Genomic DNA, 25,143 nt, shown 5'->3' with positions numbered 1-25,143 from the left:
CATGCACGCTGATCTCCTCTTCACCGGCGGCCCCGTCCTCACCCCCGAGGGCCGCACGGCGACCGCCGTGGCCGTCACCGGTGACCGGATCACCGCCGTCGGACGCGACGAGGTGCGCGAACTCGCCGGGCCCCGGACCGAGGTGGTGGACCTGGCCGGACGGCTGCTGCTGCCCGGCTTCCAGGACGCGCACGTCCACCCCGTGCCGGCCGGACTCGAACTCACCCAGTGCGACCTGACCGCGACGAGGACCGCCGCGGAGACCCTGGCCGCCATCCGGGTGTACGCCGCCACCCATCCCGAGCGGGAGTGGATCCTCGGCGGCGGCTGGTCGATGGAGGCCTTCGAGGGCGGTACCCCGACGAAGGAGCTGCTGGACGCGGCCGTCCCCGACCGGCCGGTCTATCTGCCCAACCGCGACCACCACGGCGCCTGGGTCAACAGCCGCGCCCTGGAGCTGGCCGGCATCGACCGGGACACGCCCGACCCGGCCGACGGGCGGATCGAGCGGGACGCCTCCGGCGAGCCGAGCGGCACGCTCCAGGAGGGTGCGATGCAGCTCGTGGGGCGTCTCGCCCCGCCGGCCACCGCGGCCGACCGGTTGGCGGCCCTGCTGCACGCCCAGCGCCATCTGCACACGCTCGGCATCACGGCCTGGCAGGACGCCCTCGTCGGGGACTTCCTCGGCATGGACGATCCGTCCGACGCGTATCTGACGGCGGCCAGGGACGGTTCGCTCACCGCACGGGTGGTCGGCGCCCTGTGGTGGGACCGGGAGCGCGGGGCCGAGCAGATTCCCGAACTCGTGGAGCGACGGGCCGCGTCGAGCCACGGCCGGTTCCGTGCGGGCAGTGTGAAGCTGATGCTGGACGGGGTCGCCGAGAACGGCACGGCCGCGCTGCTCGACCCGTATCTGGACAAGTGCGGCTGCGCCACCGCCAATCGGGGCAAGAGCTTCATCGACCCGGCGCAACTTCCCAAGTACGTGACCGAATTGGATGCCCTCGGCTTCCAGTGCCACTTCCATGCGCTGGGCGACCGGGCCGTACGCGACGCGCTGGACGCGATCGAGGCGGCGCGGTCGGCGAACGGGCCGAGCGACACCCGGCCGCATCTGGCGCACCTCCAGGTCGTTCACCCCGACGACGTGCCGCGCTTCGCCCGGCTCGGCGCCACCGCCAACATCCAGCCGCTGTGGGCCGCTCACGAGCCGCAGATGGACGAGCTGACGATCCCCTTCCTCGGTCCCGAACGGGCCGCGTGGCAGTACCCGTTCGGGGCGCTGCTGCGCTCCGGGGCGAGGCTGGCGGCGGGCAGCGACTGGCCGGTGAGCAGCCCCGATCCGCTGCAGGGCATCCATGTCGCGGTCAACCGTGTGGAGCCGGGTGAAGCGGGGCCGGTGTTCCTGCCGGGTGAGCGTCTCGGACTGACGCAGGCCCTCGCGGCGTACACGGCGGGCACGGCGTATGTGAACCACCTGGACGACGCCGGCGAGGTGAGCGCCGGTGCGCTGGCCGACCTGGTCGTCCTGGACCGCGACCCGTTCGCGGGGCCGCCGGAGGCGATCGCGGAGACGAAGGTGGCGCTGACCTATGTGGGGGGCGCGCGAGTGTACGCGACTCATGAGGCGTGAGCAGTAACACACGTCACGGCCAGCACCCGGTATAGATCATTTACGCTTTGGGCAGTCTCGTATCGCTTCTCGGTCAACTTTCGTACCACGAGGCTCAGTTCGAGTGCGCGGGCGGCCCAGCGGGGTCGCCCGTTCGCAGGGGTGGGGGCTCTGCGTTCCGTCTCCCGAAAGGAAGCGCATGCCTCAGGACGTCACGTTCGGCCTCCCCTTCGACATCACTGTCAGCAGACATCTGGAGTACGTCCAGGAGCGCCATCTGTGCTGGATCCGGGACCTGGGCCTGGTCCGCGGCCAGGCCGGGGTTCGAGGAGTACACGTCATGGGATCTGCCGCAGGCCACCGCCCGCACCTGCCCACACACCTCGGCCGACGACATGGCCGAGGTGGCGCTTGAGCTCATCGTCACCCCGCTGCGCCCCGCGAGCAGCAGGCCGCGGGCGCTCTGCCCCATCGTCCTGGGCCGTCAACGCAGCAGTCGTACCCCTCGCGGTCGTTCGCAGCAGGAGCCGCAGCCGGTCGCGTGAGTCCGGCTGCTCGGCGAGGCCGTCGCGGTAGGTACAGAAGATTCTCGGACACGCCGGCCGACAACCACGGCCGATCGATTCCGTTGCCAGGACCAAAGGTTGAAGGGAAACCGGTGTGAAATCTCGAGTCGTAGATGCTGGTCCGGAGGCGTCCGCCGACAGCTTGCTCCCGGCGCAGCCAAGCGCTCAGCTCCAGCCCGCGGAGGCGGGTAGCACCCTGGCCCGCCTCTTGGTGAAACACATCAAGGGGAGCACGGACCAGTACCGAAGCTGCCAGAACGCCGCTCAGGAGCGGCTGGACGCACTCGGATCCCCCGACTCCAGCACCACACTGCATGTGGAGGGAGCCTTCCATCTGGCGTCGCCCGCGTTCCTCCCGCCCGACGAGGAGGGCTACGCCAGGTTGAGGCACCTCGACACCAGCCTGCGCATGATCGAAGCAGCCTTCCCCCAAGTCAGCACCGATGTCGAGGTCTGCCGACTGACCTGCACGATGCTGGAAGGGGCCTGGAGGAGCCGGGCACTCACCCCGCCGCTCGAGGAGGAGCGAATAACCGACTGCGCCTGCCCTCTGTGCCGTCGTCTGCCCACGCCCCCCGCACGCACACTGGGTGACTACCGCTGGCGGCAGAGCGCCGGGCGTCCCCTCACCGTCAAGACCTGGCCATACCGCGAGGAACTCGACAGCGTCCTGACCGGTGGCTGGTCCTTGGTCCGGCAGATGAACGACCTTGAACGAGACCTTGGCCTCCGCCACCGCTTCGAAGACGACATCCTCCTCTTCCATGAATACAAACGCGTGATCGACACCATCGACACTACGCGCGTCACCCAACTCGTCGAAGGCCGCTTGGCCGAGAGTTTCAGCACCAACAGCGCACGGGCCCTGGTCTGCGGACTCTACGCAGCCCATAAGCGATCCGTCGACGAGTACTGGCTCCAACAGCACCACGCGGGCAGCGTCACGCTCCCCCAGACCAACCCGCTCGGCCAGAGCACCTACCCACTCCTGCAGATGCTGGACTGCCTGTTCTGGCACGTCTCACCCGACACCGAACTCTGGCAGGAAGAACACCTCGCCTCCCTACTGCTGTGCCGCGTCATCGACGACATGACCGACGTACGAGCCGACGCCCTCACCGGCGAGATCAGCAACTTCTGGCTCGCCGACATGCCCACCCATACCAAGGCCCTCTACGCTGCCTGCGCCATCGCCCTCGTCAAGTACGGCTGCATGCCCGAGGCGCATACCCCGATGTGGAACACCTGGCTGATGACCAGCACCGTCGCCTGGTTGGGGCTCACGGGCCGCCACGCCCTGTGGTTCGACGGCATCACCCAGGGCCTCCCCCCGGCCGAGGCGTGCCCGCTTTGCGATCTGCAGCCCAACGCATGCACCGGCATCCTCACCCACGGCACCACCCTCACCATCACCCCGCGGCCCACCGCACCAGCGCTGAGCACCCGGACCGCCGAGCTGTCCGCACGCTGCCGAGCCCAATACCCCCGGACATGGCCCCTCTTCGACGCCGAGCTCCATGCCTTCGAAGCACTGCACGGCCCCTGGTACGGCAACACCGACAGCACATGGGAGATCCTGCGCCGCACCTACATCGCCGCCGTGGAGGCATCCAGCGCCGCACCGTCCCCGGCCCGCGCTCGTGATGTCCAACAAGACGCCGGCGCAGTCGGGTCTGAAAGGTTCTACACCCTGTACGACCCTCGAACCGGGAGGGAAGACACCGCGATCCTCGCCTACATGTACGGCTGCGCCCACCCGCATTTCCTCTGGAACGCCATGGGATACCGTCCCACGGCCCTCGCAGGCGACTGGCTCGACGGCTGACGCCTCAATCCTGTTCCAGAAACCCGGGAGATGGTGGTGGGGCCACCCTCACCATCGACCTCGGACCGTGATCACTACTTCGGCCACGAGTTCGAGCACGACCTCACCGGCCGTGAGCTGGTCTTGCTGCGGCCGGCCCGCAAGGGGGAACCCGAACGGGCCGGATCGCACCTGTCCAAGCCGCTCCGACGGACGTTCGAATCGGTCAACCGGACCTTCAAGGGCCGGCTCGACCTGGAACGACACGGCGGCAGGGGCCCTGCCGGATCCGCCGTCCGCGTCCTGACGAGCGGGACCGGGTGCGGATGGGTGTGGAGACCATCCAGCACTGGAGCAACGGCAACCACGAGTGCGCGCTGCCCGGTCGGTTTTCGACCGGGCAGCAGCGTGCTCACACCGGGAACTCGACCGGCAGCCTGTCCAGGCGGGACTCCCAGGTGGAGGCGGTCGAGGTGAGCTCATCCGCCGGCAGGGCCAGCCGCAGGCCCGGCAGCCGGTGCAGCAGGACGTCCACCGCAACCTCGATCATGGACTGCCCGATGCTCTGCCCGGGGCACTCGTGAGGGCCCGCACCGAACGCCAGGTGCGCCTGGTTGCCGTGCACCGAGACACCCGGGTCGGGCCGGACCTCGGGGTCGAGGTTGCCCGGGGCGAGACCGAGAACGAGCAGGTCGCCCTCCTCGATGCGGTGCCCCCCCAGTTCGACATCGCTGGCGGCGAAGCGCCCCGGCAGGACGGCCAGCGGCGGAGAGTTCCACATGACCTCCTCCACCACCGCCGAGATGTTCAGCTGACCGCTGATCAGCCCGGACAGCCGGGAGGCGTCGGTCAGGACCAGCCGCAGTACCCGGGCCAGCAGGTTGGTCGTCACGTGCGCGGCGATCAGCACCACGCGCAGGTGGTGGACGACCTCGTCGTGGTCGAGAGCCGCGTGATGCTCCAGCAGGCCGGTGGCGAGGTCGGAGCCGGGTTCGGACCGCCTGCGCTCGGCGAGTTCACCGAAGATCTCCCTGATCATGCCGTCGTGCATTACGGCGTCCTCGCCGCCCTTGAGCACCTGGGCGCAGGACTCGACCAGCCGACGCCCCTCCGCCTCGGCAAGCCCCAGAATGCGGCTCATCACGAGCATCGGCAGGTAGTCGGCGTAGTCCGCCACCAGATCTGCGCGACCGCTGTCCGCGAACGCGTCGATCTGCTTGTTGGCGAAGTGCGTGGCGTGGCGCCGGATACCGCGGCCGGCGGCGGCCTGCAGCACATCGTTGACGGCGCCGCGCAGCCTGCGGTGCGCCTCGCCGTCTTGGGACACGCAGTCGGGGCGCCAGCCGAGCATCGGAACCAGCGGAGAGTTTTCCGCGATCCGGCCCTCCCGCCAGTCCCGCCAGATCCGCGCGTCCCGGGCGAACTGGCGGGGGTTGTCGAGCACCCGCCTGCTGTCCCGGTAGCCCAGCACCAGCCAGGCGGGGATGTCGCCCTCCAGCAGCACCGGCGCGACGGAGCCGTGCTCCTTGCGCAGCCGTTCGTAGATGCCGAGCGGGTCGGTCGCCGCCTCGGGCCCGTACAGCCGGGCCGGTTCGGCCGAACCGTGTGCGACCGGGCAACCGCGAGGGGCGTCGGGACTGTCGAGGTTCTGGTCGTTCATCGGGGCTCCAGTGCGACGGCGGAGCGTTCCTTCAAATGACTTATCAGGGCAATCAGTACGTCACGGCTGGAGGCCCGGTCGCGGGCGTCGCAGGCCACGATCGGCGTGTGCGGGGGGATGTCCAGAGCGTCCCGGATCTCTTCGATCGGGTGGTGCTTGGAGTCGGGGAAGACGTTCAGGGCGATGACGAAGGGGACGTCCTGCCGCTCCATCTCCTCTATCGCCCGGAAGCTGGAGGCCAGACGGCGGGTGTCCACCAGGACGATCGCGCCGAGCGCGCCCTTGAACAGGCCGTTCCACAGGAACCAGAACCGCTCCTGGCCCGGGGTGCCGAACAGGTAGAGCACCAGCTCGTCGTTGATGCCGATCTTGCCGAAGTCCAGGCTTACGGTGGTCTCCGTCTTGTCCGCGACGCCGATGAGGTGGTCGACGCCTGCGCTGGCCTGGGTGAGGGTCTCCTCGGTGGTCAGCGGCTTGATGTCACTGACCGAGCGGACCATGGTGGTCTTTCCTGTGCCGAAGCCGCCGGCGATCATCACCTTCACCGAGCGGGTGCCCCCGGCCGCCGGCCGGCCGGGATGGTCAAAGCCTTTGAAGTCCACTGAGTACCTCCTCAAGGAGCGCGAGGTCGGGCCCGCGACCGGCGTCGTGCGCCGGGATGGGGTCACGGGCTTCGACGCGGCCTGCCTCGAGCAGATCTGCAAGCAGCACCGCGAGAATGTTGAAGGGCAATCCGAGATGGGCGCCGAGCTCGGCCACCGACAGCGGATCGCGGCAGCGCCGGACTATCTCCTCGTGCTCGTGCTGCATCCCCGGTGAGGGCGCGGTGCGGGAGACGATGAGGGTCGCGACGTCGAGGCTCGACGCCGACCCGCCCGGTTTGCTGCGTCCCCCGGTGAGGACGTAGTAGCGCTCGAGGCCGGACGGGTCTGTGGGCCGGCGGGGAGCACTCATCCAGAGTGCTCCTCCAGGCGCGGAGTGGTGCCGAGGAGCTCACCCATCCTGCGGGCCAAGTCCCTCATCTGGTGTCCCAGCAGGCCCTGGTCGAGTCCTTCACGGGCCAGGACGCCGAGATACGTCTCGACACCCGCCCGCACGACGAACAGATGACCCCCGTCGACCTCGATCATCGCGAGCCGCAACTGGCCCGCGTATTTGGGGAACTGTTCGGCGACCGGCTGGGCCAGGGCCTGCAGGCCGGCCACCACGGCCGCGAAGCGGTCCACGTCGTCGGGGTCTTCGGCGCCAAAGGAGGTGATGGCCTTGCCGTCGCTGGAGGCCACGAGGGCGAAGCGGATCTCCGGGATGCTCTCCACCAGATCGCGGAGCGCCCAGCTCACGTCGGTTCCCTGTTGCGTCATGTGGACTAGTCGCTCTCTTCAATTCGGTGCTCGGTGGACTCGCGGCCGTCGAACGGCGCGGGTGCCACGGCGGATTCGGGTCCCGGGCCCGAGGCACGGTCATGGGCCGCGGCTGTCTCCACCGGCTCGGCTGCCCGGCCGTGCGCGCGGCCTTCGTCCGTTCCGGGTGCGGCGGACTCCCGGCGCAGGCCGAGGGTGTCCTCCTCAGCGGACTCATGCCCGACAGCGACCGGAATCCCGAACTCCATGGAGGACCGGTCCGCGGGCGCCGTCTCCGACCCGGCCGACTCGCGTCCGGCCGTGGCGAAGGCGGCCAGGCCGGCGAAGGACTCGTCCGGGGGCACCGGGGCGACCTTGGTGCCGTCTGCGCGGCCGGCCGGCTGGGGTGACCGAGCCTCCTCCGCCTCACGTCGCCTGCTCCTGCGCCGGGGCAGTCCGCCCGGTGTGGTGTCCACCGGTCCGGTGCTGCCGGCCTCCACGGATTCGTCGGGCTCCGGGCCGTGCGGCGCGAGCGCCGCCGTCGCCGGGGCGGCCGGGGTGGCGGGCGCGGTCGCCGGGGTGGCCGCCGGGAGGGGGCTGAAGTACTTGTGCGGGACCACGACGACCACCGAGGTACCGAGCCAGGGCGAGTCCGCGAAGGTGACCCGGATGCCGTAGCGGCGGGCGAGGATGCCGACGACGCGCAGGCCGATGTTCGCGTCCTCCGAGATGCCGCCGAGTCCGGGACCCGCCGCCGTGCCCGCGAGGGAGTGCTCGGCCTCGCGCTTCTTCTCCTCGCTCAGGCCCTTGCCGGAGTCCTGGATCTCGATGCCGACGCCGTTGGGCACCTCCTTGCCGGAGACGAGCACCGGCTCGGTGGGCGGCGAATAGCGGGCCGCGTTGTCCAGGAGGTGGGAGAAGATCAGCGTGAGGTGGTCCACCAGGCCGCCGTCGACGCCGAGTTCGGGCAGATGCCGTACCTGGACACGATGGAAGTCCTTGATCCGGCCGATGCCGCCGCGGACCACGCTCAGCAGTCGCTGCGGCTCCTGCCACTGCCGTCCCGGCCGGTCCGAGCCGCCCAGCACGCCGATGCTCGCGGCGAGCGAGTCGGCGGGGCCGAGCTCCTGGTCGAGTTCCATCAGGCCCCTGGCCACCGCGGGCAGCCGGCCGTGCTCGCCCTGCATCTCGTGCAGCCGGCCACGGAGCTTGCTGGTCAGGACGTGGATACGGTTGCCGATGCTGATCACGGCCTGCTGGGCGGAGGTCGAGCGGTTGAACTCCTCCTCGACACCGATCAGGGAGGTCCGCAGAATCCTGCGGAGGTCCGCCTGGAGCTCCGCGTCGAGCTTCGCGGACCGGTCCGGCGCGGGCAGCAGGTCGTCGACGGCGTCACCGGCGCGCAGTCGCTTCAGGGCTTCGGGCAGCTGCTCGTCGGCGAGCCGGGCGACGGCGGTCCGCTGGCGGACGGCCTGCTCCTGCCACACCTCGGCCCGGTCGGTGAGCTGCACTTCGTAGGACTTGGCCTGGTCGGCCAGCCGCTCCTCGTACGCCCTTGCGTTGTCCCCGAGTTGAGCCTCGTAGACCGCGGTGTGCTCACCGAGCTGGGCCTCGTAGACGGCCGCCTGCTCGGTCAGCTGGGCCTCGAGAGACGCGCGCTCGGAGCTGAACTTCCGTTCCAGGGTGGCGACATGCTGCTGCCACTGCTGGGAGTGCTCGGCCTGCGACGAGCGGAAGCTGCCTTCGACGCGGCGCAACTGCTTCTGCGAGCGGATCAGGAGCCGTACACAGACCGAGCTCGCCACGGTCGCGGCGGCACCGGCGACGGCGGCGGTTATTCGCTCGGAGCTCATGAACGTGGCGGCAACCGTCCCGCCTCCTAAGGCCAGTGGCATCAGCCACCAGCTGTACCAGGCGACAGGGGCCCGCGCCGCCGGTGGCGGAGTGGCGAGTTCCATCTGCATCCTTCGAAAGCAACACGATCGAAACGGGGGGGGTGTGCAAAGGCCGCACTCATGAGTACGCACTACGGGTCGACCCATCAAAGGTGCCGTCAACTCGCAGTGCCGGTCTGGAGCTTATCGGGTTTGAACCCCTAAGGATCAACCTCGGGCAGTCGCGGACGTGAGGGTTCCGTCACTCTCCGGCAGGAACCCCAAATCGACAAACACCCTTACAGATCAGGGAACTTACTGACACTCCGCTTGTCACCGCGGGACAACTCGCGCCCGGACAACTGTCCTCCATTGATGAGCCCCCACGGGTTACTCGCCGGTATCGTCACAGACGTGCCGAAGAGAGCCGCAGCGGGGATAGTCGACACTCGCGGCCCGTTCAAGGCGTTGCCGCCAGGTCTTCCCGACCGACTGAGACCGTTTTTCGCCGATATCACCGAGGAGGTCGTCCGGGCGATCAGAACGGAGATCCCGGAGTACGCACGCCCGATGGACGACACCTATATGCAGGGCGTGCACCTCGGTGTGGACCATGCGCTGCAGGGATTCCTGGAGCGGATGGCAAAACCGGACACCGACTGGGAGCCGGTGAAGGCGACTTACCAGCGCATCGGCCGCGGTGAGGCCGAGGAGGGGCGCAGCCTCGACTCGTTCCAGTCGGCGCTGCGCCTGGGCGCACGGGTGACCTGGCGCCGGGTGAACGCACTGGTCGACGAGGGTCTGCTGCCCCGCCACGTGCTGGGTGCCTTCGGCGAGGCGCTGTTTCTGCACCTGGACGAGATGGCGGCCGCGACGACGGCGGGCTACACCGAGGCGCGCCTGCACGCGGCCGGTGAGCTCCAGCAGCGGCGGGCACGGCTGGTCGATCTGCTCACCGCCGATCCCCCGGCCTCGGCCGAGGCGATCGCGGATCTCGCGCACGCCGCACGCTGGGCGGTGCCGCGAGCGGTGGCGGTGGTGGCGGTCGACCACGGGCAGTGGTCGGGGGCCGAGCCCATCGTGCCGCCGGAGTTCCTGGCCCGGTTCGACGGGCAGCCTGCCCTGCTGGTCGTGCCCGACCCGGAGGGGCCGGGCCGGGCGCGGGCGGTGGCCGGGGCGCTGAACGGACTGCGGGCGGCGATGGGGCCGACGGTCGCTCTCCAGGAAGGAGCGCGGTCGCTGCGCTGGGCGGCCGAGGCACTGGACCTGGTGCGCCGGGGTCTGCTCGCGGGTCCCGAGGCGGACTTTGGGATCGTGCGCTGCCAGGACCATCTGTCCACGCTTCTGCTGCTGCGCGACGACGCGTTGCTGGACGCGATGGCCGAGCGCCGGCTGCGCCCGCTGGCGCAGGTGCGTCCGCCGCAGCGCGAGCGACTGGCGGAGACCCTGCTGAGCTGGCTCCGGTCCGGCCGGGGCGTGCCCGAGGTCGCCGCACGGCTGGCCGTGCACCCGCAGACCGTGCGCTACCGGATGCGGCAGCTGGACGAGCTGTTCGGCGGCCTGCTGCACGACCCGGAGGCCCGCTTCGAGATGCAACTGGCCCTGCGAGCCCGGGAGCTCCGCAGGGGCGGCGGAACCGGGGCGGGCACCCCGGGGTGATTTCCTGGACACCTGTCCAGCTATATTGGACACCTGTCCAAGTGGCCTGAGGAGTCTGCTGATCATGGAAATCGTGGCGAACGTGCTGGTCGGCCTGGTGGCCGCGCTGCACGCGTACATCCTGGTGCTGGAGATGTTCCTGTGGCAGCGGAAGCCGGGCCGGGGGCTGCACGGCTTCGACCCGGAGATGGCCCGGGCCACCGCGCCGCTCGCCGCCAACCAGGGGCTCTACAACGGCTTCCTGGCGGCCGGCCTGGTGTGGGGACTGATCGCCGCCGATCCGACCGGCTTCCGGGTGCAGGTGTTCTTCCTGTCGTGCGTGGTCGTCGCGGGCGTGTTCGGCGCACTCACGGCCAACCGCCGCATCCTGTTCGCCCAGGCGCTGCCCGGCGCGCTCGCCCTGACCGCCGTCCTCCTCGCGCAGTGACCAGGCCCGCACCCGAGGACCCGCGGACCGCGCGCACCCGGGCGAGGCTGCGCGCGGCCCTGCTCGAGGAGTGCGCCGAGCGGCCCCTGGAGGAGGTGGGCGTGGCCGCGCTGGCACGCCGGGCCGAGGTCGGCCGGGCCACCTTCTATGTGCACTACGACGGCCTGGAGGCGCTGGCGGTCGACGCCTGCGCGGATGTCGTACGGGACGCGGTCGACGCGCTGCACGCCTGGCGCGGCCGCCCCGATCCGGTACATGCCCCGCCCGCGCTGCGGGAGTTCTTCGCGGGCCTCGCCCCGCACGCAACTCTGTACCGGACCCTGCTCGCGCCGGGCGGCGGCGGGCCGCTCGGCCGGGTCCTGCACCGGGACCTGCGGGCCCGCAGCCTGGCCGAACGGGAGCTGGCGGGTGCCGCGGACGCCCCGCTGGTCGCCTCGGCCGTGGCCGCCACCTTCGCCGGGGTGCTCGCCGACTGGCTGCACGGGCTCCTTTCGGCCACCTCGGACGAAGTGGCCGACCAGGTCTGGCAGTTGCTGGTGGCGCTGCACATGAGCCGGTGACGGGTCACCTGCAGGCCGGCCCGCCCTGCGTCGCCGCGTGCAGATGCTGGCGCAGGGAGGCGCCCGTCGCGAAGCCGACCTCGCCCGCGATGCGGTCCACGGACAGGTCGCTGGACTCCAGCAGATGCCGGGCGCGGGCGCTCGTCGACGCCGACCGGGCCGGGATGCTGGCGATCGCGGAACTGGCCGAGGCGGGCAGGCCGCGCGCCACGATCGCCGGGACGGTCCCGCCGGCCGACGCCGCCAGGGCGCACGAACTGGGCGGCACCGGCCGGACCACGGGGAAGCTGGTCCTGCTGGCGGAGTGACTCGGACGCTCAGAGGGTGAGTACGGGCTTGACCGCCTTGCCCGCGGGCGGCGAGCGCGTCGAAACCCCGGCTCGTCACCGACGTCGGACACGCGCCGTCGTAGCCCTGTCACCCGCGCCACCGGCAGACATGCGCCAAACTCGAAGACATATGTCAATCGAACATGCTCAAATTCCCTCTATCGAGGGTAACTTGCTGGGCGGGGAACAGTTTTCCGGGCGCGGGTGGGAGGTGGTTCGGCCGTGCGACAGGACCCGGCACCGCTGTCCCGGCATCTGCACATCCACCAGGACCGCGGTCACACGGTGCTGGAGTTCCGCGGCGAGATCGACATCGCGGCGGCCACGGAGATCGCTCCGCACCTGGACCGGGTGACGGATCGTACCGGTGCCCGGATCGTGTTCGACCTGCGGCACATCGAATTCTTCGACTGCTCGGGGCTGCGCCTGCTGTACCGGGCCCGGCGCCGGGTGCTCGACCGGGACGGGCAGCTGCAGCTGGTCTGCACCCACCCGCTGACCCTGCGCGTCTTCCGGCTCACCGGACTGTCGCGTCTCCTGCCCCCCCAGCCGACGCTGGACGCGGCCCTGGGCCAGCCCGAGGCCACGTCCGGCTCGTTGTGACCGTGCCCGCCTACGTGATGATCCTGGTGACCTGACCGGCGCCCACCGTCCGCCCGCCCTCCCGGATGGCGAACTTCAGGCCTTCTTCCATCGCGATCGGCTGGATCAGCTCGACGTGCATGGTCGTGTTGTCGCCCGGCATCACCATCTCGGTGCCCTTGGGCAGGGTCACCACACCGGTCACATCGGTGGTGCGGAAGTAGAACTGGGGGCGGTAGTTCTCGAAGAACGGGGTGTGCCGGCCCCCCTCGTCCTTGGACAGGATGTACGCCCGCGCCTCGAACACCGTGTGCGGCGTGACCGACCCCGGCCTGATGACGACCTGGCCGCGCTCGACCTCCTCCCGCTTGACGCCCCGCAGCAGCAGTCCGACGTTCTCCCCGGCCCGGCCCTCGTCGAGCAGTTTGCGGAACATCTCGACGCCGGTGACCGTCGTCCTCGTCTTCTGCTGGTGGATGCCGATGATCTCGACCTCGCTGTTGACCCTCAGCGTGCCGCGCTCGATCCGGCCGGTGACGACCGTGCCGCGGCCGGTGATGGTGAAGACGTCCTCGATCGGCATCAGAAACGGTTTGTCCACGTCGCGCTGCGGCTCGGGCACGAACTCGTCGACGGCGTCGAGGAGTTCGAGCACCGAGGCGGCCCACTGCGGGTCGCCCTCCAGGGCCCTGAGCGCGGAGACCCTCACCACCGGCACGTCGTCGCCGGGGAACTCGTACTCGGTGAGCAGCTCGCGCACCTCCAGCTCGACGAGCTCCAGGATCTCCTCGTCGTCCACCATGTCCGTCTTGTTGAGCGCGACGACGATGTAGGGCACGCCCACCTGCCGGGCCAGCAGCACATGCTCCTTGGTCTGCGGCATCGGCCCGTCGGTGGCCGCGACGACGAGAATCGCGCCGTCCATCTGCGCGGCACCGGTGATCATGTTCTTGATGTAGTCCGCGTGGCCCGGGCAGTCGACGTGCGCGTAGTGCCGGCGCTCGGTCTGGTACTCGACGTGCGCGATCGAGATGGTGATGCCCCGCTGCCGCTCCTCGGGCGCCTTGTCGATCTGGTCGAACGGCGTGAAGGGGTTGAGCTCCGGGTACCTGTCGTGCAGCACCTTCGTGATGGCTGCCGTGAGGGTCGTCTTGCCATGGTCGATATGACCGATGGTGCCGATGTTGACGTGCGGTTTGGTCCGCTCGAACTTCGCCTTCGCCACTGCCGGCCCTCCTGGTCAGGTGGGTGATGTCAAGCGCGGCTCCGCTGCCTCTCGTCTTTATGTCTATTCGCTCCGGGGCGCGTCGAACAGGGCGCTTACGGACTCACCGTTGTGAATCCGGCGCACGGCCTCCGCGAGCGCCGGGGCGATGGACAGGACGCGCAGTTTGGCCTTGTGCTCCTGGTGCTCCTCCACCGGCAACGGCACGGTGTTGGTGCACACGATCTCCAGCACGTCCGGCTGCTCGGTCAGCCGCTTGAGGGCGCCCGCCGCGAACAGCCCGTGGGTGCAGGCCACCCGGATCGAGCGCGGCTCCGACTCCCGGAGCCGCCCCAGGAGTTCGATCACCGTGCTGCCCTTGGCGATCTCGTCGTCCAGCACGATGACATCCCGCCCGGCCACCTCGCCGATCACGGAGCTGATGCTCACCCGGTCGTCCGCGAACCGCTGTTTGGCACCGGCCGCGACTTGGGCGCCGATCAGCCGGGCGAACGCGGCGGCCTCCTTGGCGTTACCCAGGTCCGGCGAGACCACGGTGGTGCGCGAGAGGTCGTACTGCCTGAAGTGCGCGGCGAGTTCACGCAGCGCGTGGAGGTGGTCGACGGGCACCGAGAAGAAGCCGTGCACCTGCGGCGAGTGCAGTGTCATGGCCAGGACCCGGCTCGCGCCCGCCGCGACCATGAGGTCGGCGACCAGCCGGCCTCCGAGGGAGATGCGGGGCGCCTCCTTCTTGTCGGAGCGGGCGTAGGAGTAGTGCGGCATGACGACCGTGATGCGGCCCGCGGAGGCGCCCCGGGCCGCGTCGCACATCATCAGCAGCTCGACCAGGTGCTCCTGCACAGGCTTGACCAGCGGCTGGACGATGAAGACGTCCCGCTCCCGGCAGTTGGCCTGAAGCTGCACCTCTAGACAGTCGTTGGCGAACCGGCTGACCCGGGTGGGGCTGAGCGGCACCCCGAGGTGCGCACAGACCTCCTGTGCCAGCTCGGGATGGGCACTGCCACTGAAGACGGCGATGTCACGCACGATCCGCTCCTCGCATGATCATTACTGGCTGCGGGCTCATGCTACTGACGCCGTCGGCGCTCGCCGGGGCACGATGTCATGTGGCCGGGAAGGCAGGCCGGCCACCCCCGTGCGCCCGGCGCGCCTGCTTCAGGGGTGCCAATCGGCCAACGCACCGGCCTGGCAATGGCTTTGGCGGGCATGCGGACGGTAGGAAGGAGGGCCGTCGACATGACGACGTCCATCAAGGCCCTGCCGGCACGCATGCCCCTGTGGGCGAAGCTGGTGACCGCGTTCGTCCTGGTGCTCGCGGTGCTGTTCGCGGGGATCAGGCTGGCCGTGCTCCCCGGCCTCAAGGACCTCTTCGGCACCGAGACGCACGACCGGTCCGGCCCCGCGCTCCTCAAGTCGATCCAGGACATCAGCCGTTACGACGCCGCCTCCGGCAACTTCCAGGTCGTCGTGGATCTGGAGAAGGACGCCAAGTATCTGCCGTCCGCGATCCGCGGCACCCGCACCCTGTACGTCGGGGCGGGCACCGTGGACGCGTATGTCGACCTCGGCAAGGTCGGCGAGAAGGACGTGTCGGTCAACGGCGACCGCACCTCCGCCACCCTCCGGTTGCCGCATGCACGGCTCGGCAAGCCGGCTCTCGACGCCGACCACTCCTACACCGTGTCCAAGCAGCGCGGCCTGATCGACCGGCTCGGCGATCTCTTCTCGGACAACCCCAACAGCGAGCACGCCGTGCAGCGGCTCGCCGTACGCCACATCGGCGAGGCCGCCACCGGCAGCGGGCTGACCACGCGGGCCGAGACGAACACCACCGGCATGCTCCAGGGTCTGCTGGGTTCCCTGGGCTTCAAGGAGGTGCATGTGTCGTACGGGTCCTGATCAGGCACCCAGCACACCGGGCAGCGCCAGGGCGCCGATCAGCGTGGCGCCCACCAGGACCCAGGCCACGTAGTCGCCGACGTGCCCCGACGCCAGGCGCCGCAGCCGGCGTGCCCCGTCGGGGGCGAGCAGCTCGGGGCGGGTGACGGCCACGGCCGCGAGCGCCACCGCGAGGACGGACGAGACCAGCCCGAGCAGGACCCCCGTCACCGTCCAGTGCACGGAGGTGACCGCTCCCCCGGACCCGGCCTCGTTCACGGCGTGTCCCACGGCTTCGCCGAAGCCGGGGGCCACTCCGACGGCCAGCGACCCGGCGAGCAGCAGCGCCGGTACCACGGTCATGGTGTCGGGAACGCGGGACAGCCGGCGCCGGGTCTCGGGCTGTTCACCGGAGCCGGTGGTCTCGTACGCCGAGTCCGTCCTGGGTTTCGGCCCGAGGCCCAGGAACACCCGGGCGCCGACCCGGAGTACCGCTCCCCCGGTCACCGCGGACGCGGCGATGAACAGCACGGTGAGCGGACCGCCCACGGCCTCCTCGGTGACGGCCTTGCCCAGGGCGGTGCCGAACGGCGGCAGCCCGGCGAGCCCGAGAGCGCCGACGGCGAACAGCACGCCGACCGTGCGCAGTCGGCGGGCCCTGCCGTGCAGCTCGTGCTCGTCGACGCTGCCGTAACGGTCGAGGAGGATGCCCGCGCAGGCGAACAGCGCGGCCTTCACCCCGGCGTGCCCGACGAGGTACAGCGCGGCCCCGTCGTCGGCCTCGGGGGTGAGGACGCCGATGGCGACGAGGAACAGTCCCGTGTGCGCGACCGTCGAGTAGGCCAGCAGCCGTTTGATGTGACGCTGGTACCAGCACATCACGGCGCCCACGGTCGCGGTCAGCACGCCGAGCACGACCAGGGTCCGCTCCAGGTCGGCGGGCGGGATGCCGCCGGGTCCGGCGAAGACGGTGCCGTACACCCGCCAGACGCCGTATGCGCCGAGCTCGACCATGACGCCGGACATCAGCATGCACACCGGCGTGGGCGCGACGGCGTGCGCGTCCGGGAGCCAGAAGTGGAAGGGAACGGCGGCGCCCTTGATCAGCAGTCCGGTCAGGACGAGGACAAAGCTCGCGAGGACGAGGGCGTCGGGCCCGCCGGGCGCGGCCGCGCCGTCGAGGCCGCGCCCGATCTTCGTCATGGCGAGCTCGCCGGTGCGGGCGTAGAGCAGGGCGATTCCCAGCAGAATCGCGTACGCGCCGAGCGAGTTGACCACCCCGAAGGTCAGCGCGCCCTGCACGGCCCGCGCCTCGTCGATCCGGTAGCCGGTCAGCGCGTAGGCGACGACGCTCATCAGCTCGAAGAACACGAACGCGTTGAAGAGGTCGCCGGCGATCGCGAACCCGCACATGCCGGCCTGGAAGACCAGCATCAGGGCGGGGAACGAGCCCGCGTGGCGGCGCGGCGGCTCGTCGAAGTAGCGCCAGGAGTACGCCAGGGCCGCCAGCGTCAGCACGGAGGCGAGCGCGGCCATGCCGAGCCCCGCCCCGTCCCCGACGAGCACGATCCCGACGCTCTCGCCGTCCACGGGCACCCAGCCTCCGGCCCATTCGACCAGCGGGGGCGAGGAGTTGAGGAGGAGCACGAGCGCGAGGCCGGCCGTGCCGCCGGAGACGGCGCAGCCGACGCTCTCGGCGGCGACCCGGGGCAGCCTGCGGCCGGCAGCGATGAGCAGGGCGGCGCCGAGCAGCGGAAGGGCGACGAGCAGCGGGAGCAGATGGTGCATCAGCCACGCAGCTCCGAGAGTTCATCGGGGTCGACGGTGCCGTGCCGCTTGGAGATCTGCAGGACGAGGGCGAGCAGCAGCGCGGTGACGGTGGCGCCGACGACGACATCGGTGAGGGCCAGGGCCTGCACGACCGGGTCGACCACCGGCCGTGAGCCGGGCTCGATGTCGGAGAAGACCGGCGCGGTGCCGCCGGCGCGGTAGCCCACGGACAGCAGCAGCACATACGTGGCGGACTGGCACACGGCCAGACAGCCGACCGCGTGGATCAGATTGCGGCTGGTCGCAAGACCGTAGCAGCCGGTCAGGAAGATCCAGACGGCGACCAGGTACGGAAGGACGTGCAGTACGGCGGTCACAGCGGTCTCACCTCTCGCTCTCCTCCTCGATCTCGACCGCCTGGTCCAGGAACCGGGCGAGCAGGACGACGACGGCACAGGCGACCTCCATGCCGATGGCCGCGTTCAGCAGGGGGACGGTGCCACCGGAGGACAGCGTGTTGAACGTGCCGTACGGCAGGAACGTGTTGGCGAGGAACGCGGTCCCGGCGAGCAGGCCCGCGAGGCCCAGCACGAGGTAGGCGGAGGCGGCGAGCGAGTCGCCCACCTCGAAGACGCCGACGGGGCGGACGCGTTCCAGGGCGCGGTAGTCGGCGCCCAGATACAGCAGGTGCAGGGCGGTGGCGGCGACGACCCCGCCCTGGAAGCCGCCGCCGGGGCTGAGCTGGCCGTGGGCGACGACGTACAGGCCGGTCACCAGGGCGACGGGCAGCACGATCAGGGCGTATCGGCGCACCGGCAGGGGGACCTCCGCGGGTTCCGGACGGGCCCGCTGTTCGTCGCGGGTCTGGCGCAGCAGGACCACGCAGCCGAGCACGGCGGCGAACAGGATGCTCATCTCGCCGAGCGTGTCGTAGGCGCGCTGGTCGAAGTTGACCGAGGCGATGGTGTTGGCGATGTGCCGGGCCAGGGAGGCGCGGACGGCGCGGTCGCCGTACGGATGCGAACGGCCGCCGAACGGCGGGAGGTCCAGGCAGGCGGCGACGAGCAGCGCGGCCAGGCCCGCGCCGCCGAAGCCGAGGAGCCACAGCCGGGCGCGCCGGCTCACCGGTCGCCGTCCTTCGACCGCGCGTGCCGCTTCACCTTGCGCACCGACAGCATGATCAGCAGCGGGGTGAGGGCGGCTCCGACGGCCAGTTGCGACAGGCCGACGTCGGGGGCCTGGAGGACGGTGAACAGGACGGCGAGCACGACCCCGAGGACGGACAGGACCAGCGCCTGACGGACCGGATCGCGGGTGACCACGGCCGCGGTGGCCGCGACGGCCACCAGCAGCAGGGCGACGACGATCACCGCGTCAGCCACGGCGGACCCCCCGGAACCCGCCGGACAGCGCCCGCGAGGCGACGAGGTTGCCGCCGACCAGCAGCGCTCCGACGACCAGGAGCTTCACCATCGCCCGGCCGGGTCCGACAGCCGCGCACAGGACGAGGACGGTCAGCGTGCCGAGCCCCGCGGCCGCGAAGGTCGGCCCCCAGGCACTGGCCGGGTCGCGCTCCAGTTCGTCGGCGAGCAGCCGCGCGAAGACGAGGGTGCCGACCGGGCCGAGGAGCGCGAGCAGGAGAGCCAGGTCGACGTACGACGGGCGGCCGTAGCCCTGGGAGAGGAGCAGCAGGCTCGGGCAGACCACCGAGGTCGACAGGTTCTGGGCCACGACCCGGCGCCGCAGCGGACCGGTCGACACACCCCACACGGCCGCCCCGGCTCCCGCGGCCAGCACCACCGTCCCCGCGAGGATCCAGCCGTTCACCGCCAGGTCACCGCCCGCCGCCCGGCCCGTGCCGCGAGTGCGCCCACGGCGGCGGCGCCCGCTCCGACCACGCGTTCCAGGGTGTCGACCGAGCTGATCAGCACCAGCCACAGCAGCACGAGCGCGCCCCACCAGGCCAGGAGCTCGCCCCCGGCGAGGAGTGCCGTACGCCGCTTCACGTGCCACCTCCTCGGGCCGCTGTTCGACTCTTGCGCTGCGTGATGTTCTTGCGCTGCGTAATGTCCGGTTCGCCGCTTCTGGCATCCAAGCACCGCCCGAGCCTGTGAGGTTGGCGGCGCGCGGGAGCCTGGGCCCGAGTGCCCTGGGGGCGCGAGCGCAAACCGGGGGCGTGCGCCCGCCGTCGGCCCTGTCGGCGGCATCCTCGCCGCCTTCCCGGGTAACCGCTTTGTCACGCAGGGAAGTTGAAGAATGGAGGATCGAATGGCCCGCACCGCCCCGAGCCTGCGCACCATCTGGTCCGGCCTGACCACCAAGGCCGGTCCGGCGGCCAAGAGGCTTCGAGCCACGAAGAACGGAGGCACCGGCAAGGCCAAGCGGACGAACAGGAGCAGGGGCGCCGGCAAGGCGAAACGGACGGCCAAGGGCGGGGGCACCCGCGAGGCGAAGCAGACGGCCAAAGGCACTCGCCACGCACTGCCCACCCCGTTACGGCTGCTCGCGATGGTGTGCGCATTCGCCTTCATGGTGGCGTTCGCCGTCGTGCTGGCCCGGCTCACCCTGGAGCCGTCCCCGGCATCGGTCCCGCTCACGCACACCAATCTGCATCCGGGCCGGTCACTGAAGGCGTATCTGGACCAGCCGGGTCTGCGCGACGCCGTCAAGCAGATCGGCGGGAACCTGCTGCTGGGCGTCCCGTTCGGGGTGCTGGTGCCGGTGCTGGCGCCGCGGGCGCGCGGCCTTCTGCAGATCCTGCTGCTCACCGCGATCGTGATGCTGCTGGTGGAGCTGGCGCAGGGGGCGCTGGTGACCGGGCGCGCCTTCGACATCGACGACGTCATCCTCAACACCGTGGGCGCGCTGGGCGGTTACCTGCTCCTGGGACGGCGACTGGGGCGGTCGGTGCATGCGCGGGTGCGGAAACACTGATCACGGAATATTGGTCCGTACCAGACTATTGACGCCCTCTTATCTCACTTCTTAAATCAAGTGGCGACCCGTCCGTCCCCCACCGGAATGGAGAGCCATGGCCTCCCCACGCCTGCTCCGCAGATGTCTGTTCGCCGCCCTGTCCGCCGCCCTCGTCGCGTCCGCCGCGGTCGGCCCCGCGCGGGCGGACACATCCGGCGCCTCCTCCGCCGCCGCCGTGACCTTCTCGGACAGCTTCGACGGGCCCGCCGGCGCGGCGCCCGACTCCTCGAAGTGGCAGACCGAGACCGGCGACAACGTCAACAACCACGAGCGGCAGTACTACACGGCGGGCAACCGGAACGCGGCCCTGGACGGCCAGGGCCATCTGGTGATCACCGCCCGGCGCGAGAACCCGGCCGGCTACCAGTGCTGGTACGGCACCTGCCAGTACACCTCGGCCCGGCTGAACACCGCCGGGAAGTTCACCGCCCAGTACGGGCATGTCGAGGCCCGGATGAAGATCCCGCGCGGACAGGGGATGTGGCCCGCGTTCTGGATGCTCGGCACACCCGTCAACTGGCCCGACTCGGGCGAGATCGACGTCATGGAGAACGTCGGTTACGAGCCCTCGACCATCCATGGCACCATCCACGGCCCCGGCTACTCCGGCTCGGGCGGCATCGGGGCCGCCTACTCGCTGCCCGGCGGCCAGGCCTTCGCGGACGCCTTCCACACCTTCGCCGTCGACTGGGCGCCCGACTCGATCACCTGGTCGGTGGACGGAAACGTCTACCAGCGGCGCACGCCGGCCGACCTGGGCGGGCGGACCTGGGTGTTCAACAAGCCGTTCTTCCTGATCCTGAACCTGGCCGTGGGCGGCTACTGGCCCGGCGACCCGGACGGCTCCACCGTCTTCCCGCAGCAGCTGGTGGTGGACTCGGTCTCGGTGACCACGGGCGACTCCGCGTCCGCGGTCGCGGTCAAGGGGCTGGCCGGCAAGTGCGTCGACGTGGCCGGGGCGAACTCCGCCAACGGCACCCCCGTACAGCTCTACGACTGCAACGGAACGGGCGCGCAGAAGTGGACGGTCGGCTCGGACGGCACCCTCCGGGCGCTCGGCAAGTGCCTGGACGTCACCGGCAACGGGACCGCGGACGGCTCGACCGTCCAGCTGTGGGACTGCACCGGGGGACCGAACCAGAAGTGGGCCGTCTCCGCGGCACACGACATCGTGAACCCCCAGGCGAACAAGTGCCTGGACGTCACCGGCAACAATCCGGCCAACGGCACCCGGCTCCAGATCTGGACCTGCACGGGCGGCGCCAACCAGAAGTGGACGGTCGGCTGAGGCTGCCGGGACAGCGCCTGGGCCCTGTCGTCAAATCCCCGCCTGCCCGGATTTGACGACAGCGCCTAACGGCGCGGCACCCACGTGAACTTGTCGCCGCCCACCCAGCGAATCACCTCGGGGTCGTCCAGGTCGTGGACGGTGATACCGAAGGCCGCGGCGGTTTCGAGGACGTCGGTGATGGCGTGCGCCTCACCGACGACCTGACCGTCGATCTCCACGATGCGGAAGGGCGGGGTGCCCGGTTTGCCGGTCATCACCCCAAGCACCATCACGCGGGGGTGGGAGATGTGCGGGGCTGCTATTTCGGTCATGCATAGAGCGTAGAACGCAACCGGCGAGCGCGAGTGACGCACGTCACTGATCGGGTGGTGGACCGGCCCCCGCCATCCGTCGTGCGGCCCCGTCGGCGCTGGGGAACCCTGGAGGTGGAGGTGGCGATGGATCCCGTCGAGGCTCTGGACCGGATCGCCTTCCTGCTGGAGCGGTCCCTGGCGCCGACATACCGGGTGCGTGCCTTCCGCACCGCCGCGGGGGTGCTCGCGGCGCTGCCCGAGGGGGAGGCGGCCGAGCGCGCGGCCGCCGGGACGCTGGAGTCGCTCAAGGGCGTCGGCCCGAAGACCGCGCAGGTGGTGCGCGAGGCCCTGGCCGGGCAGGTGCCCGAGTATCTGCGCAGGCTGGAGGAGGAGGCCGGGGGCCCGCTCGCCCAGGGCGGGGAGCGGCTGCGGGAGCAGCTGCGCGGGGACTGCCACCTGCACTCCGACTGGTCCGACGGGGGCAGCCCGATCGAGGAGATGGGGCGCACCGCGGCGCGCCTGGGACACGAGTGGGCGGCACTGACCGACCACTCCCCGAGGCTGACCGTCGCCCGTGGGCTGTCGCCCGAGCGGCTGCGCGAGCAGCTGGAGGTGGTGGCGGGGCTGAACGCCGCCTGGGCGCCGTTCCGGCTGCTCACCGGCATCGAGTGCGACATCCTCGAGGACGGCTCGCTGGACCAGGAGCCGCAGCTGCTGGAGCGGCTCGATGTGGTCGTGGTGTCCGTGCACTCCAAGCTGCGGATGGACGCCCGCTCGATGACCCGCCGCATGGTCGCCGCCGTACGCAACCCGCTCTCGGACGTCCTGGGGCACTGCACGGGGCGGCTGGTCACGGGGCGGGGGCGACCGGAGTCGGAGTTCGACGCCGACGCGGTGTTCGCCGCGTGCGCCGAGTCGGGCACGGCCCTGGAGATCAACAGCCGTCCGGAGCGGCTCGACCCTCCGCTGCGGCTGCTGCGGCGGGCCGTCGACGCGGGTGTCCTGTTCTCGATCGACACCGACGCGCATGCGCCCGGCCAGCTGGACTGGCAGATCCACGGCTGCGCCCGGGCCGAGGAGTGCGGGGTCCCCGCCGAACGGGTGGTGACCACCTGGTCCGCCCCGGAGCTGCTGGCCTGGACCCGGGAGGGCCGTGTGCCGACGCGGACGCAGTGACGCAGATCACCGCCGAACCGGCCGTCCGGCTGGAACACCCCAGGGTGGTTGCCCGTTGAACGAGCCGTGGGTGCGGATGGGACAGTGTCCCCGGGCCTCACCTTTTGCCCACAGGGACGATCGTTCGGCTGAAGCCCTGTGGAGCCTTTCGCCGAGAGGCGACCGCCATCCGTGCCCACCGTCTGGCCGCCCCGACCGTGATTCCCCCATCGCGGTCGGGGCTTTCCTCTGCCTGCGGCCCGCACGGCTCACGCCCGTCTCGTTCCGCTTGACTTCGAGCGCACTCCAATTCGTAGCGTTCCGGACATGAGCACTACTGCACAGCACAAGATCGGTTCGGGTTTCGGCGCCGACAGCACCGCCGAGGACGTCCTGCGGGGCATCGACCTGTCCGGACGCACCGCGGTCGTCACGGGCGGCTACTCGGGCCTCGGTCTGGAGACCACCCGCGCGCTCACCGCCGCGGGCGCCCACGTCGTCGTACCGGCGCGGCGCCCGGACACGGCACGGCAGGCGCTCGCCGGGATCGACGGTGTCGAGCTGGACGAGCTCGACCTCGGCGACCTGGACAGCGTGCGCGACTTCGCCGAGCGCTTTCTGGCCTCCGGCCGACAGATCGACTTCATGATCAACAACGCCGGGATCATGGCCTGTCCGGAGACCCGGGTCGGGCCCGGCTGGGAGGCGCAGTTCGCCACCAACCACCTCGGGCACTTCGCCCTGGTCAACCGGCTGTGGCCGGCGATCGCGCCCGGCGGCGCCCGGGTCGTCTCGGTCTCCTCCCGCGGCCACCACTTCTCCGGCATCCGCTGGGACGACGTCCACTGGCGCCGGGACTACGACAAGTGGGAGGCGTACGGGCAGGCGAAGACCGCGAACGTCCTGTTCGCCGTGCACCTCGACAAGCTGGGCCGGGACTTCGGCGTGCGGGCCTTCTCGCTGCACCCGGGCGGCATCATCACCCCGCTGCAACGGCACCTGGCCCGGGAGGAGATGGTCGAGCGCGGCTGGATCGACGAGCAGGGCAACGTACTGAACCCCGAGGGCTTCAAGACCCCGCAGCAGGGTGCGGCCACCCAGCTGTGGGCGGCCACCTCGCCCCAACTCGACGGTATGGGCGGGGTGTATCTGGAGGACTGCGACATCGCCGAGCCCGCCACCGCGGACGGGGAGCGGACCGGCGTGAAGGACTGGGCGACGGATCCGGAGCAGGCGGCCCGCCTGTGGGCACTGTCGGCGGAGCTGACGGGGGTGAACGCCTTCGCCGGTTAGACCGCCTCCGCAACGGCCATGAACTCCCGCAGATCCGCGGTGAGTCGGCCGGCATGCGTGGCGAACAGTCCGTGGCCCGCGTTCTCGTAGACCTTGAGCGTGGCGTCGGGCGCGAGCGCCGCGCTGCGCCGGCCGGTCAGTTCCAGGGGTGCGGAGACGTCGAGCGAACCGTGCAGGACCAGCACCGGCAGGTCGAGCTTGGCCAGTTCGGGGGCGACGTCCACGGTGGCGATCGTCTCCTGGACCGCGCTCGACGCCCGGGCCGTGGCGACCATGCAGCGGTCCTTGAGATAGCGGACGTGGGCGGGCGACAGGTCGACGCCGGGCCGGCCGAGCGCGAAGAAGTCCCGCACCGCGTCGGGGTCGTTGAAGAAGGCCGCCCGATCCCGAAGGAAGGTCTCGGCGCCGGCGCGCATGACCTCCGGGTCCCAGCCGTCCGGGTTGTTGTCCGAGCGCACCACGCCGGGTGCGATGCCGGAGACGAGGGCGACGCGGGCCACGCGCCCGGCGCCGTGCCGGGTCAGACAGCGCACGATCTCCGCGCAGCCCAGCGAGTGGCCGATCAGGGTCACCGCGCGCAGATCCAGATGGTCCAGGAGCGCGTGCAGGTCGTCGGCGAGGGTGTCGAGGTCGTAGCCGTCCCACACGTCGTCGGACCGCCCGTGCCCGCGCCGGTCCAGGCCGACGCAGCGGTGGCCCTCCCGCGCCAGCGGCAGCATCTGGTGCTCCCACATCTCGGTTCCGAGGTAGGCGCTGTTGACGAACACGGCGACCGGGCCGCCGGCCGGTCCGTAGTCGACGTGGTGCAGGCGCGTGCCGTCGGCGGGGCTGTCGAAGTACGGCATGGGA

26 protein-coding genes and 3 pseudogenes are annotated in these 25,143 nt (G+C 70.9%); 13 read left to right on the top strand and 16 right to left on the bottom strand.

What is annotated here, in order from left to right; genetic code table 11:
* Position 1 precedes the first annotated feature (1 nt).
* The 3 genes and pseudogenes from Q8A52_RS11845 to Q8A52_RS49425 all read left to right on the top strand — a co-directional run.
* Positions 2–1,633, top strand: a complete 1,632-nt coding sequence (locus Q8A52_RS11845) for an amidohydrolase (protein WP_316750850.1) — start codon at positions 2–4, stop codon at positions 1,631–1,633.
* A gap of 756 nt (positions 1,634–2,389) precedes the next feature.
* On the top strand, positions 2,390–4,003 hold the full coding sequence (locus tag Q8A52_RS11840) for a hypothetical protein (RefSeq protein ID WP_316750848.1): 1,614 nt from the start codon (positions 2,390–2,392) through the stop codon (positions 4,001–4,003).
* 72 nt (positions 4,004–4,075) lie between these two features.
* Positions 4,076–4,288, top strand: a pseudogene (locus tag Q8A52_RS49425) (IS982 family transposase); the annotation flags it as partial.
* A 106-nt stretch (positions 4,289–4,394) separates the two neighbouring features.
* On the opposite strand, the gene Q8A52_RS11830 reads toward Q8A52_RS49425, so the two are convergent.
* The 5 genes from Q8A52_RS11830 to Q8A52_RS11810 are packed head-to-tail and all read right to left on the bottom strand — an operon-like array spanning position 4,395 to position 8,940.
* A complete protein-coding gene (locus Q8A52_RS11830) occupies positions 4,395–5,642 on the bottom strand; it encodes a cytochrome P450 (RefSeq protein WP_316750846.1) in 1,248 nt (415 codons plus the stop codon).
* Positions 5,639–6,244 (bottom strand): GTP-binding protein, encoded by a 606-nt coding sequence (locus tag Q8A52_RS11825; RefSeq protein WP_316750844.1) that lies wholly within the window; start codon positions 6,242–6,244, stop codon positions 5,639–5,641. Before Q8A52_RS11825 ends, Q8A52_RS11830 begins: the two co-directional genes overlap by 4 nt.
* Positions 6,225–6,596, bottom strand: coding sequence for a DUF742 domain-containing protein (locus Q8A52_RS11820; protein ID WP_316750842.1), 372 nt, complete (start codon positions 6,594–6,596; stop codon positions 6,225–6,227). Before Q8A52_RS11820 ends, Q8A52_RS11825 begins: the two co-directional genes overlap by 20 nt.
* Entirely contained in the window at positions 6,593–7,003 is a 411-nt protein-coding gene (locus Q8A52_RS11815; RefSeq protein WP_030043913.1) for a roadblock/LC7 domain-containing protein, read from the bottom strand. Before Q8A52_RS11815 ends, Q8A52_RS11820 begins: the two co-directional genes overlap by 4 nt.
* 5 nt (positions 7,004–7,008) lie before the next feature.
* Positions 7,009–8,940, bottom strand: a complete 1,932-nt coding sequence (locus Q8A52_RS11810; RefSeq protein ID WP_316750840.1) for a sensor histidine kinase — start codon at positions 8,938–8,940, stop codon at positions 7,009–7,011.
* A 486-nt stretch (positions 8,941–9,426) separates the two neighbouring features.
* Here Q8A52_RS11810 and Q8A52_RS11805 point away from each other — a divergent pair, with 486 nt between their 5' ends.
* The 3 genes from Q8A52_RS11805 to Q8A52_RS11795 all read left to right on the top strand — a co-directional run bounded on the left by Q8A52_RS11805 (position 9,427) and on the right by Q8A52_RS11795 (position 11,502).
* Positions 9,427–10,515 carry a helix-turn-helix domain-containing protein gene (locus Q8A52_RS11805; protein ID WP_316750839.1) on the top strand — a complete coding sequence of 363 codons (1,089 nt, stop codon included), beginning with the start codon at positions 9,427–9,429 and terminating at the stop codon, positions 10,513–10,515.
* 64 nt (positions 10,516–10,579) lie between these two features.
* On the top strand, positions 10,580–10,942 hold the full coding sequence (locus Q8A52_RS11800; RefSeq protein WP_316750837.1) for a DUF1304 domain-containing protein: 363 nt from the start codon (positions 10,580–10,582) through the stop codon (positions 10,940–10,942).
* A complete protein-coding gene (locus Q8A52_RS11795) occupies positions 10,939–11,502 on the top strand; it encodes a TetR/AcrR family transcriptional regulator (protein WP_316750835.1) in 564 nt (187 codons plus the stop codon). The genes Q8A52_RS11800 and Q8A52_RS11795 overlap by 4 nt, the downstream gene beginning before the upstream one ends.
* Before the next feature lie 4 nt (positions 11,503–11,506).
* Here Q8A52_RS11795 and Q8A52_RS11790 read toward each other — a convergent pair.
* A pseudogene (locus Q8A52_RS11790) lies at positions 11,507–11,641 on the bottom strand (AraC family transcriptional regulator); the annotation flags it as partial.
* On the opposite strand from Q8A52_RS11790, the pseudogene Q8A52_RS11785 reads away from it, so the two are divergent.
* Positions 11,637–11,810: pseudogene (locus Q8A52_RS11785) on the top strand (zinc-binding dehydrogenase); the annotation flags it as partial. The pseudogenes Q8A52_RS11790 and Q8A52_RS11785 sit on opposite strands and share 5 nt — an antisense overlap.
* Before the next feature lie 243 nt (positions 11,811–12,053).
* On the top strand, positions 12,054–12,434 hold the full coding sequence (locus Q8A52_RS11780; RefSeq protein ID WP_316750834.1) for an anti-sigma factor antagonist: 381 nt from the start codon (positions 12,054–12,056) through the stop codon (positions 12,432–12,434).
* A gap of 10 nt (positions 12,435–12,444) precedes the next feature.
* Here Q8A52_RS11780 and tuf read toward each other — a convergent pair whose 3' ends face one another.
* Together tuf and Q8A52_RS11770 are read right to left on the bottom strand one after the other, a co-directional pair.
* Positions 12,445–13,638, bottom strand: coding sequence for an elongation factor Tu (gene tuf / locus Q8A52_RS11775; protein ID WP_316750832.1), 1,194 nt, complete (start codon positions 13,636–13,638; stop codon positions 12,445–12,447).
* A gap of 63 nt (positions 13,639–13,701) precedes the next feature.
* A complete protein-coding gene (locus Q8A52_RS11770) occupies positions 13,702–14,664 on the bottom strand; it encodes a ribose-phosphate diphosphokinase (protein WP_316750830.1) in 963 nt (320 codons plus the stop codon).
* 210 nt (positions 14,665–14,874) lie between these two features.
* Between Q8A52_RS11770 and Q8A52_RS11765 the strand changes: the two genes are divergently transcribed.
* Positions 14,875–15,537, top strand: coding sequence for a DUF4230 domain-containing protein (locus Q8A52_RS11765; protein ID WP_316750828.1), 663 nt, complete (start codon positions 14,875–14,877; stop codon positions 15,535–15,537).
* Here Q8A52_RS11765 and Q8A52_RS11760 read toward each other — a convergent pair whose 3' ends face one another.
* Genes Q8A52_RS11760 through Q8A52_RS11735 form a run of 6 tightly spaced genes read right to left on the bottom strand, consistent with a single transcriptional unit; the run spans position 15,538 to position 19,292 of the window.
* Positions 15,538–17,304 (bottom strand): complex I subunit 5 family protein, encoded by a 1,767-nt coding sequence (locus Q8A52_RS11760; RefSeq protein ID WP_316750825.1) that lies wholly within the window; start codon positions 17,302–17,304, stop codon positions 15,538–15,540.
* Positions 17,304–17,651 carry a sodium:proton antiporter gene (locus tag Q8A52_RS11755; RefSeq protein ID WP_316751038.1) on the bottom strand — a complete coding sequence of 116 codons (348 nt, stop codon included), beginning with the start codon at positions 17,649–17,651 and terminating at the stop codon, positions 17,304–17,306. The genes Q8A52_RS11760 and Q8A52_RS11755 overlap by 1 nt, the downstream gene beginning before the upstream one ends.
* Positions 17,652–17,670: 19 nt before the next feature.
* Positions 17,671–18,411, bottom strand: a complete 741-nt coding sequence (locus Q8A52_RS11750) for an MnhB domain-containing protein (protein ID WP_316750823.1) — start codon at positions 18,409–18,411, stop codon at positions 17,671–17,673.
* The gene (locus tag Q8A52_RS11745; RefSeq protein ID WP_316750821.1) at positions 18,408–18,668 is read right to left on the bottom strand and encodes a Na(+)/H(+) antiporter subunit B; all 261 of its coding nucleotides are present in this window, start codon (positions 18,666–18,668) and stop codon (positions 18,408–18,410) included. The genes Q8A52_RS11750 and Q8A52_RS11745 overlap by 4 nt, the downstream gene beginning before the upstream one ends.
* A complete protein-coding gene (locus Q8A52_RS11740) occupies positions 18,661–19,113 on the bottom strand; it encodes an MrpF/PhaF family protein (RefSeq protein WP_316750819.1) in 453 nt (150 codons plus the stop codon). Before Q8A52_RS11740 ends, Q8A52_RS11745 begins: the two co-directional genes overlap by 8 nt.
* Positions 19,110–19,292: a hypothetical protein gene (locus Q8A52_RS11735; RefSeq protein WP_316750817.1), complete on the bottom strand. Its 183-nt coding sequence runs from the start codon at positions 19,290–19,292 to the stop codon at positions 19,110–19,112. The genes Q8A52_RS11740 and Q8A52_RS11735 overlap by 4 nt, the downstream gene beginning before the upstream one ends.
* Before the next feature lie 262 nt (positions 19,293–19,554).
* Here Q8A52_RS11735 and Q8A52_RS11730 point away from each other — a divergent pair, with 262 nt between their 5' ends.
* Positions 19,555–20,220, top strand: a complete 666-nt coding sequence (locus tag Q8A52_RS11730) for a VanZ family protein (RefSeq protein ID WP_316750814.1) — start codon at positions 19,555–19,557, stop codon at positions 20,218–20,220.
* Between the two features lie 97 nt (positions 20,221–20,317).
* Entirely contained in the window at positions 20,318–21,550 is a 1,233-nt protein-coding gene (locus Q8A52_RS11725; RefSeq protein ID WP_316750812.1) for a ricin-type beta-trefoil lectin domain protein, read from the top strand.
* 65 nt (positions 21,551–21,615) lie between these two features.
* Here Q8A52_RS11725 and Q8A52_RS11720 read toward each other — a convergent pair whose 3' ends face one another.
* Positions 21,616–21,864, bottom strand: coding sequence for a hypothetical protein (locus Q8A52_RS11720; protein WP_316750810.1), 249 nt, complete (start codon positions 21,862–21,864; stop codon positions 21,616–21,618).
* Positions 21,865–21,990: 126 nt separating this feature from the next.
* On the opposite strand from Q8A52_RS11720, the gene Q8A52_RS11715 reads away from it, so the two are divergent.
* Both Q8A52_RS11715 and Q8A52_RS11710 read left to right on the top strand, forming a co-directional pair.
* Entirely contained in the window at positions 21,991–23,022 is a 1,032-nt protein-coding gene (locus tag Q8A52_RS11715; RefSeq protein WP_316750808.1) for a PHP domain-containing protein, read from the top strand.
* Positions 23,023–23,328: 306 nt separating this feature from the next.
* Complete coding sequence (locus Q8A52_RS11710) at positions 23,329–24,294, top strand: SDR family NAD(P)-dependent oxidoreductase (protein WP_316750806.1); 966 nt, start codon at positions 23,329–23,331, stop codon at positions 24,292–24,294.
* Here the strand turns inward: Q8A52_RS11710 and Q8A52_RS11705 are convergent.
* Complete coding sequence (locus Q8A52_RS11705) at positions 24,291–25,139, bottom strand: alpha/beta fold hydrolase (protein ID WP_316750804.1); 849 nt, start codon at positions 25,137–25,139, stop codon at positions 24,291–24,293. The genes Q8A52_RS11710 and Q8A52_RS11705 overlap by 4 nt on opposite strands.
* Positions 25,140–25,143: the final 4 nt, after the last annotated feature.

Source organism: Streptomyces herbicida (assembly GCF_032656585.1).
GTDB classification, from domain to species: domain Bacteria; phylum Actinomycetota; class Actinomycetes; order Streptomycetales; family Streptomycetaceae; genus Streptomyces; species Streptomyces herbicida.
This window is presented reverse-complemented; position numbering and strand designations above follow the sequence as displayed.

Coding starts and splice junctions, on each gene's coding strand:
- Q8A52_RS11845 (WP_316750850.1), top strand. CDS start 2: ATGCACGCTGATCTCCTCTTCACCGGCGGCCCCGTCCTCACCCCCGAG.
- Q8A52_RS11830 (WP_316750846.1), bottom strand. CDS start 5,642: ATGAACGACCAGAACCTCGACAGTCCCGACGCCCCTCGCGGTTGCCCG.
- Q8A52_RS11820 (WP_316750842.1), bottom strand. CDS start 6,596: ATGAGTGCTCCCCGCCGGCCCACAGACCCGTCCGGCCTCGAGCGCTAC.
- Q8A52_RS11815 (WP_030043913.1), bottom strand. CDS start 7,003: ATGACGCAACAGGGAACCGACGTGAGCTGGGCGCTCCGCGATCTGGTG.
- Q8A52_RS11810 (WP_316750840.1), bottom strand. CDS start 8,940: ATGGAACTCGCCACTCCGCCACCGGCGGCGCGGGCCCCTGTCGCCTGG.
- Q8A52_RS11805 (WP_316750839.1), top strand. CDS start 9,427: ATGGACGACACCTATATGCAGGGCGTGCACCTCGGTGTGGACCATGCG.
- Q8A52_RS11800 (WP_316750837.1), top strand. CDS start 10,580: ATGGAAATCGTGGCGAACGTGCTGGTCGGCCTGGTGGCCGCGCTGCAC.
- Q8A52_RS11765 (WP_316750828.1), top strand. CDS start 14,875: ATGACGACGTCCATCAAGGCCCTGCCGGCACGCATGCCCCTGTGGGCG.
- Q8A52_RS11760 (WP_316750825.1), bottom strand. CDS start 17,304: ATGCACCATCTGCTCCCGCTGCTCGTCGCCCTTCCGCTGCTCGGCGCC.
- Q8A52_RS11730 (WP_316750814.1), top strand. CDS start 19,555: ATGGCCCGCACCGCCCCGAGCCTGCGCACCATCTGGTCCGGCCTGACC.
- Q8A52_RS11725 (WP_316750812.1), top strand. CDS start 20,318: ATGGCCTCCCCACGCCTGCTCCGCAGATGTCTGTTCGCCGCCCTGTCC.
- Q8A52_RS11720 (WP_316750810.1), bottom strand. CDS start 21,864: ATGACCGAAATAGCAGCCCCGCACATCTCCCACCCCCGCGTGATGGTG.
- Q8A52_RS11715 (WP_316750808.1), top strand. CDS start 21,991: ATGGATCCCGTCGAGGCTCTGGACCGGATCGCCTTCCTGCTGGAGCGG.
- Q8A52_RS11710 (WP_316750806.1), top strand. CDS start 23,329: ATGAGCACTACTGCACAGCACAAGATCGGTTCGGGTTTCGGCGCCGAC.
- Q8A52_RS11705 (WP_316750804.1), bottom strand. CDS start 25,139: ATGCCGTACTTCGACAGCCCCGCCGACGGCACGCGCCTGCACCACGTC.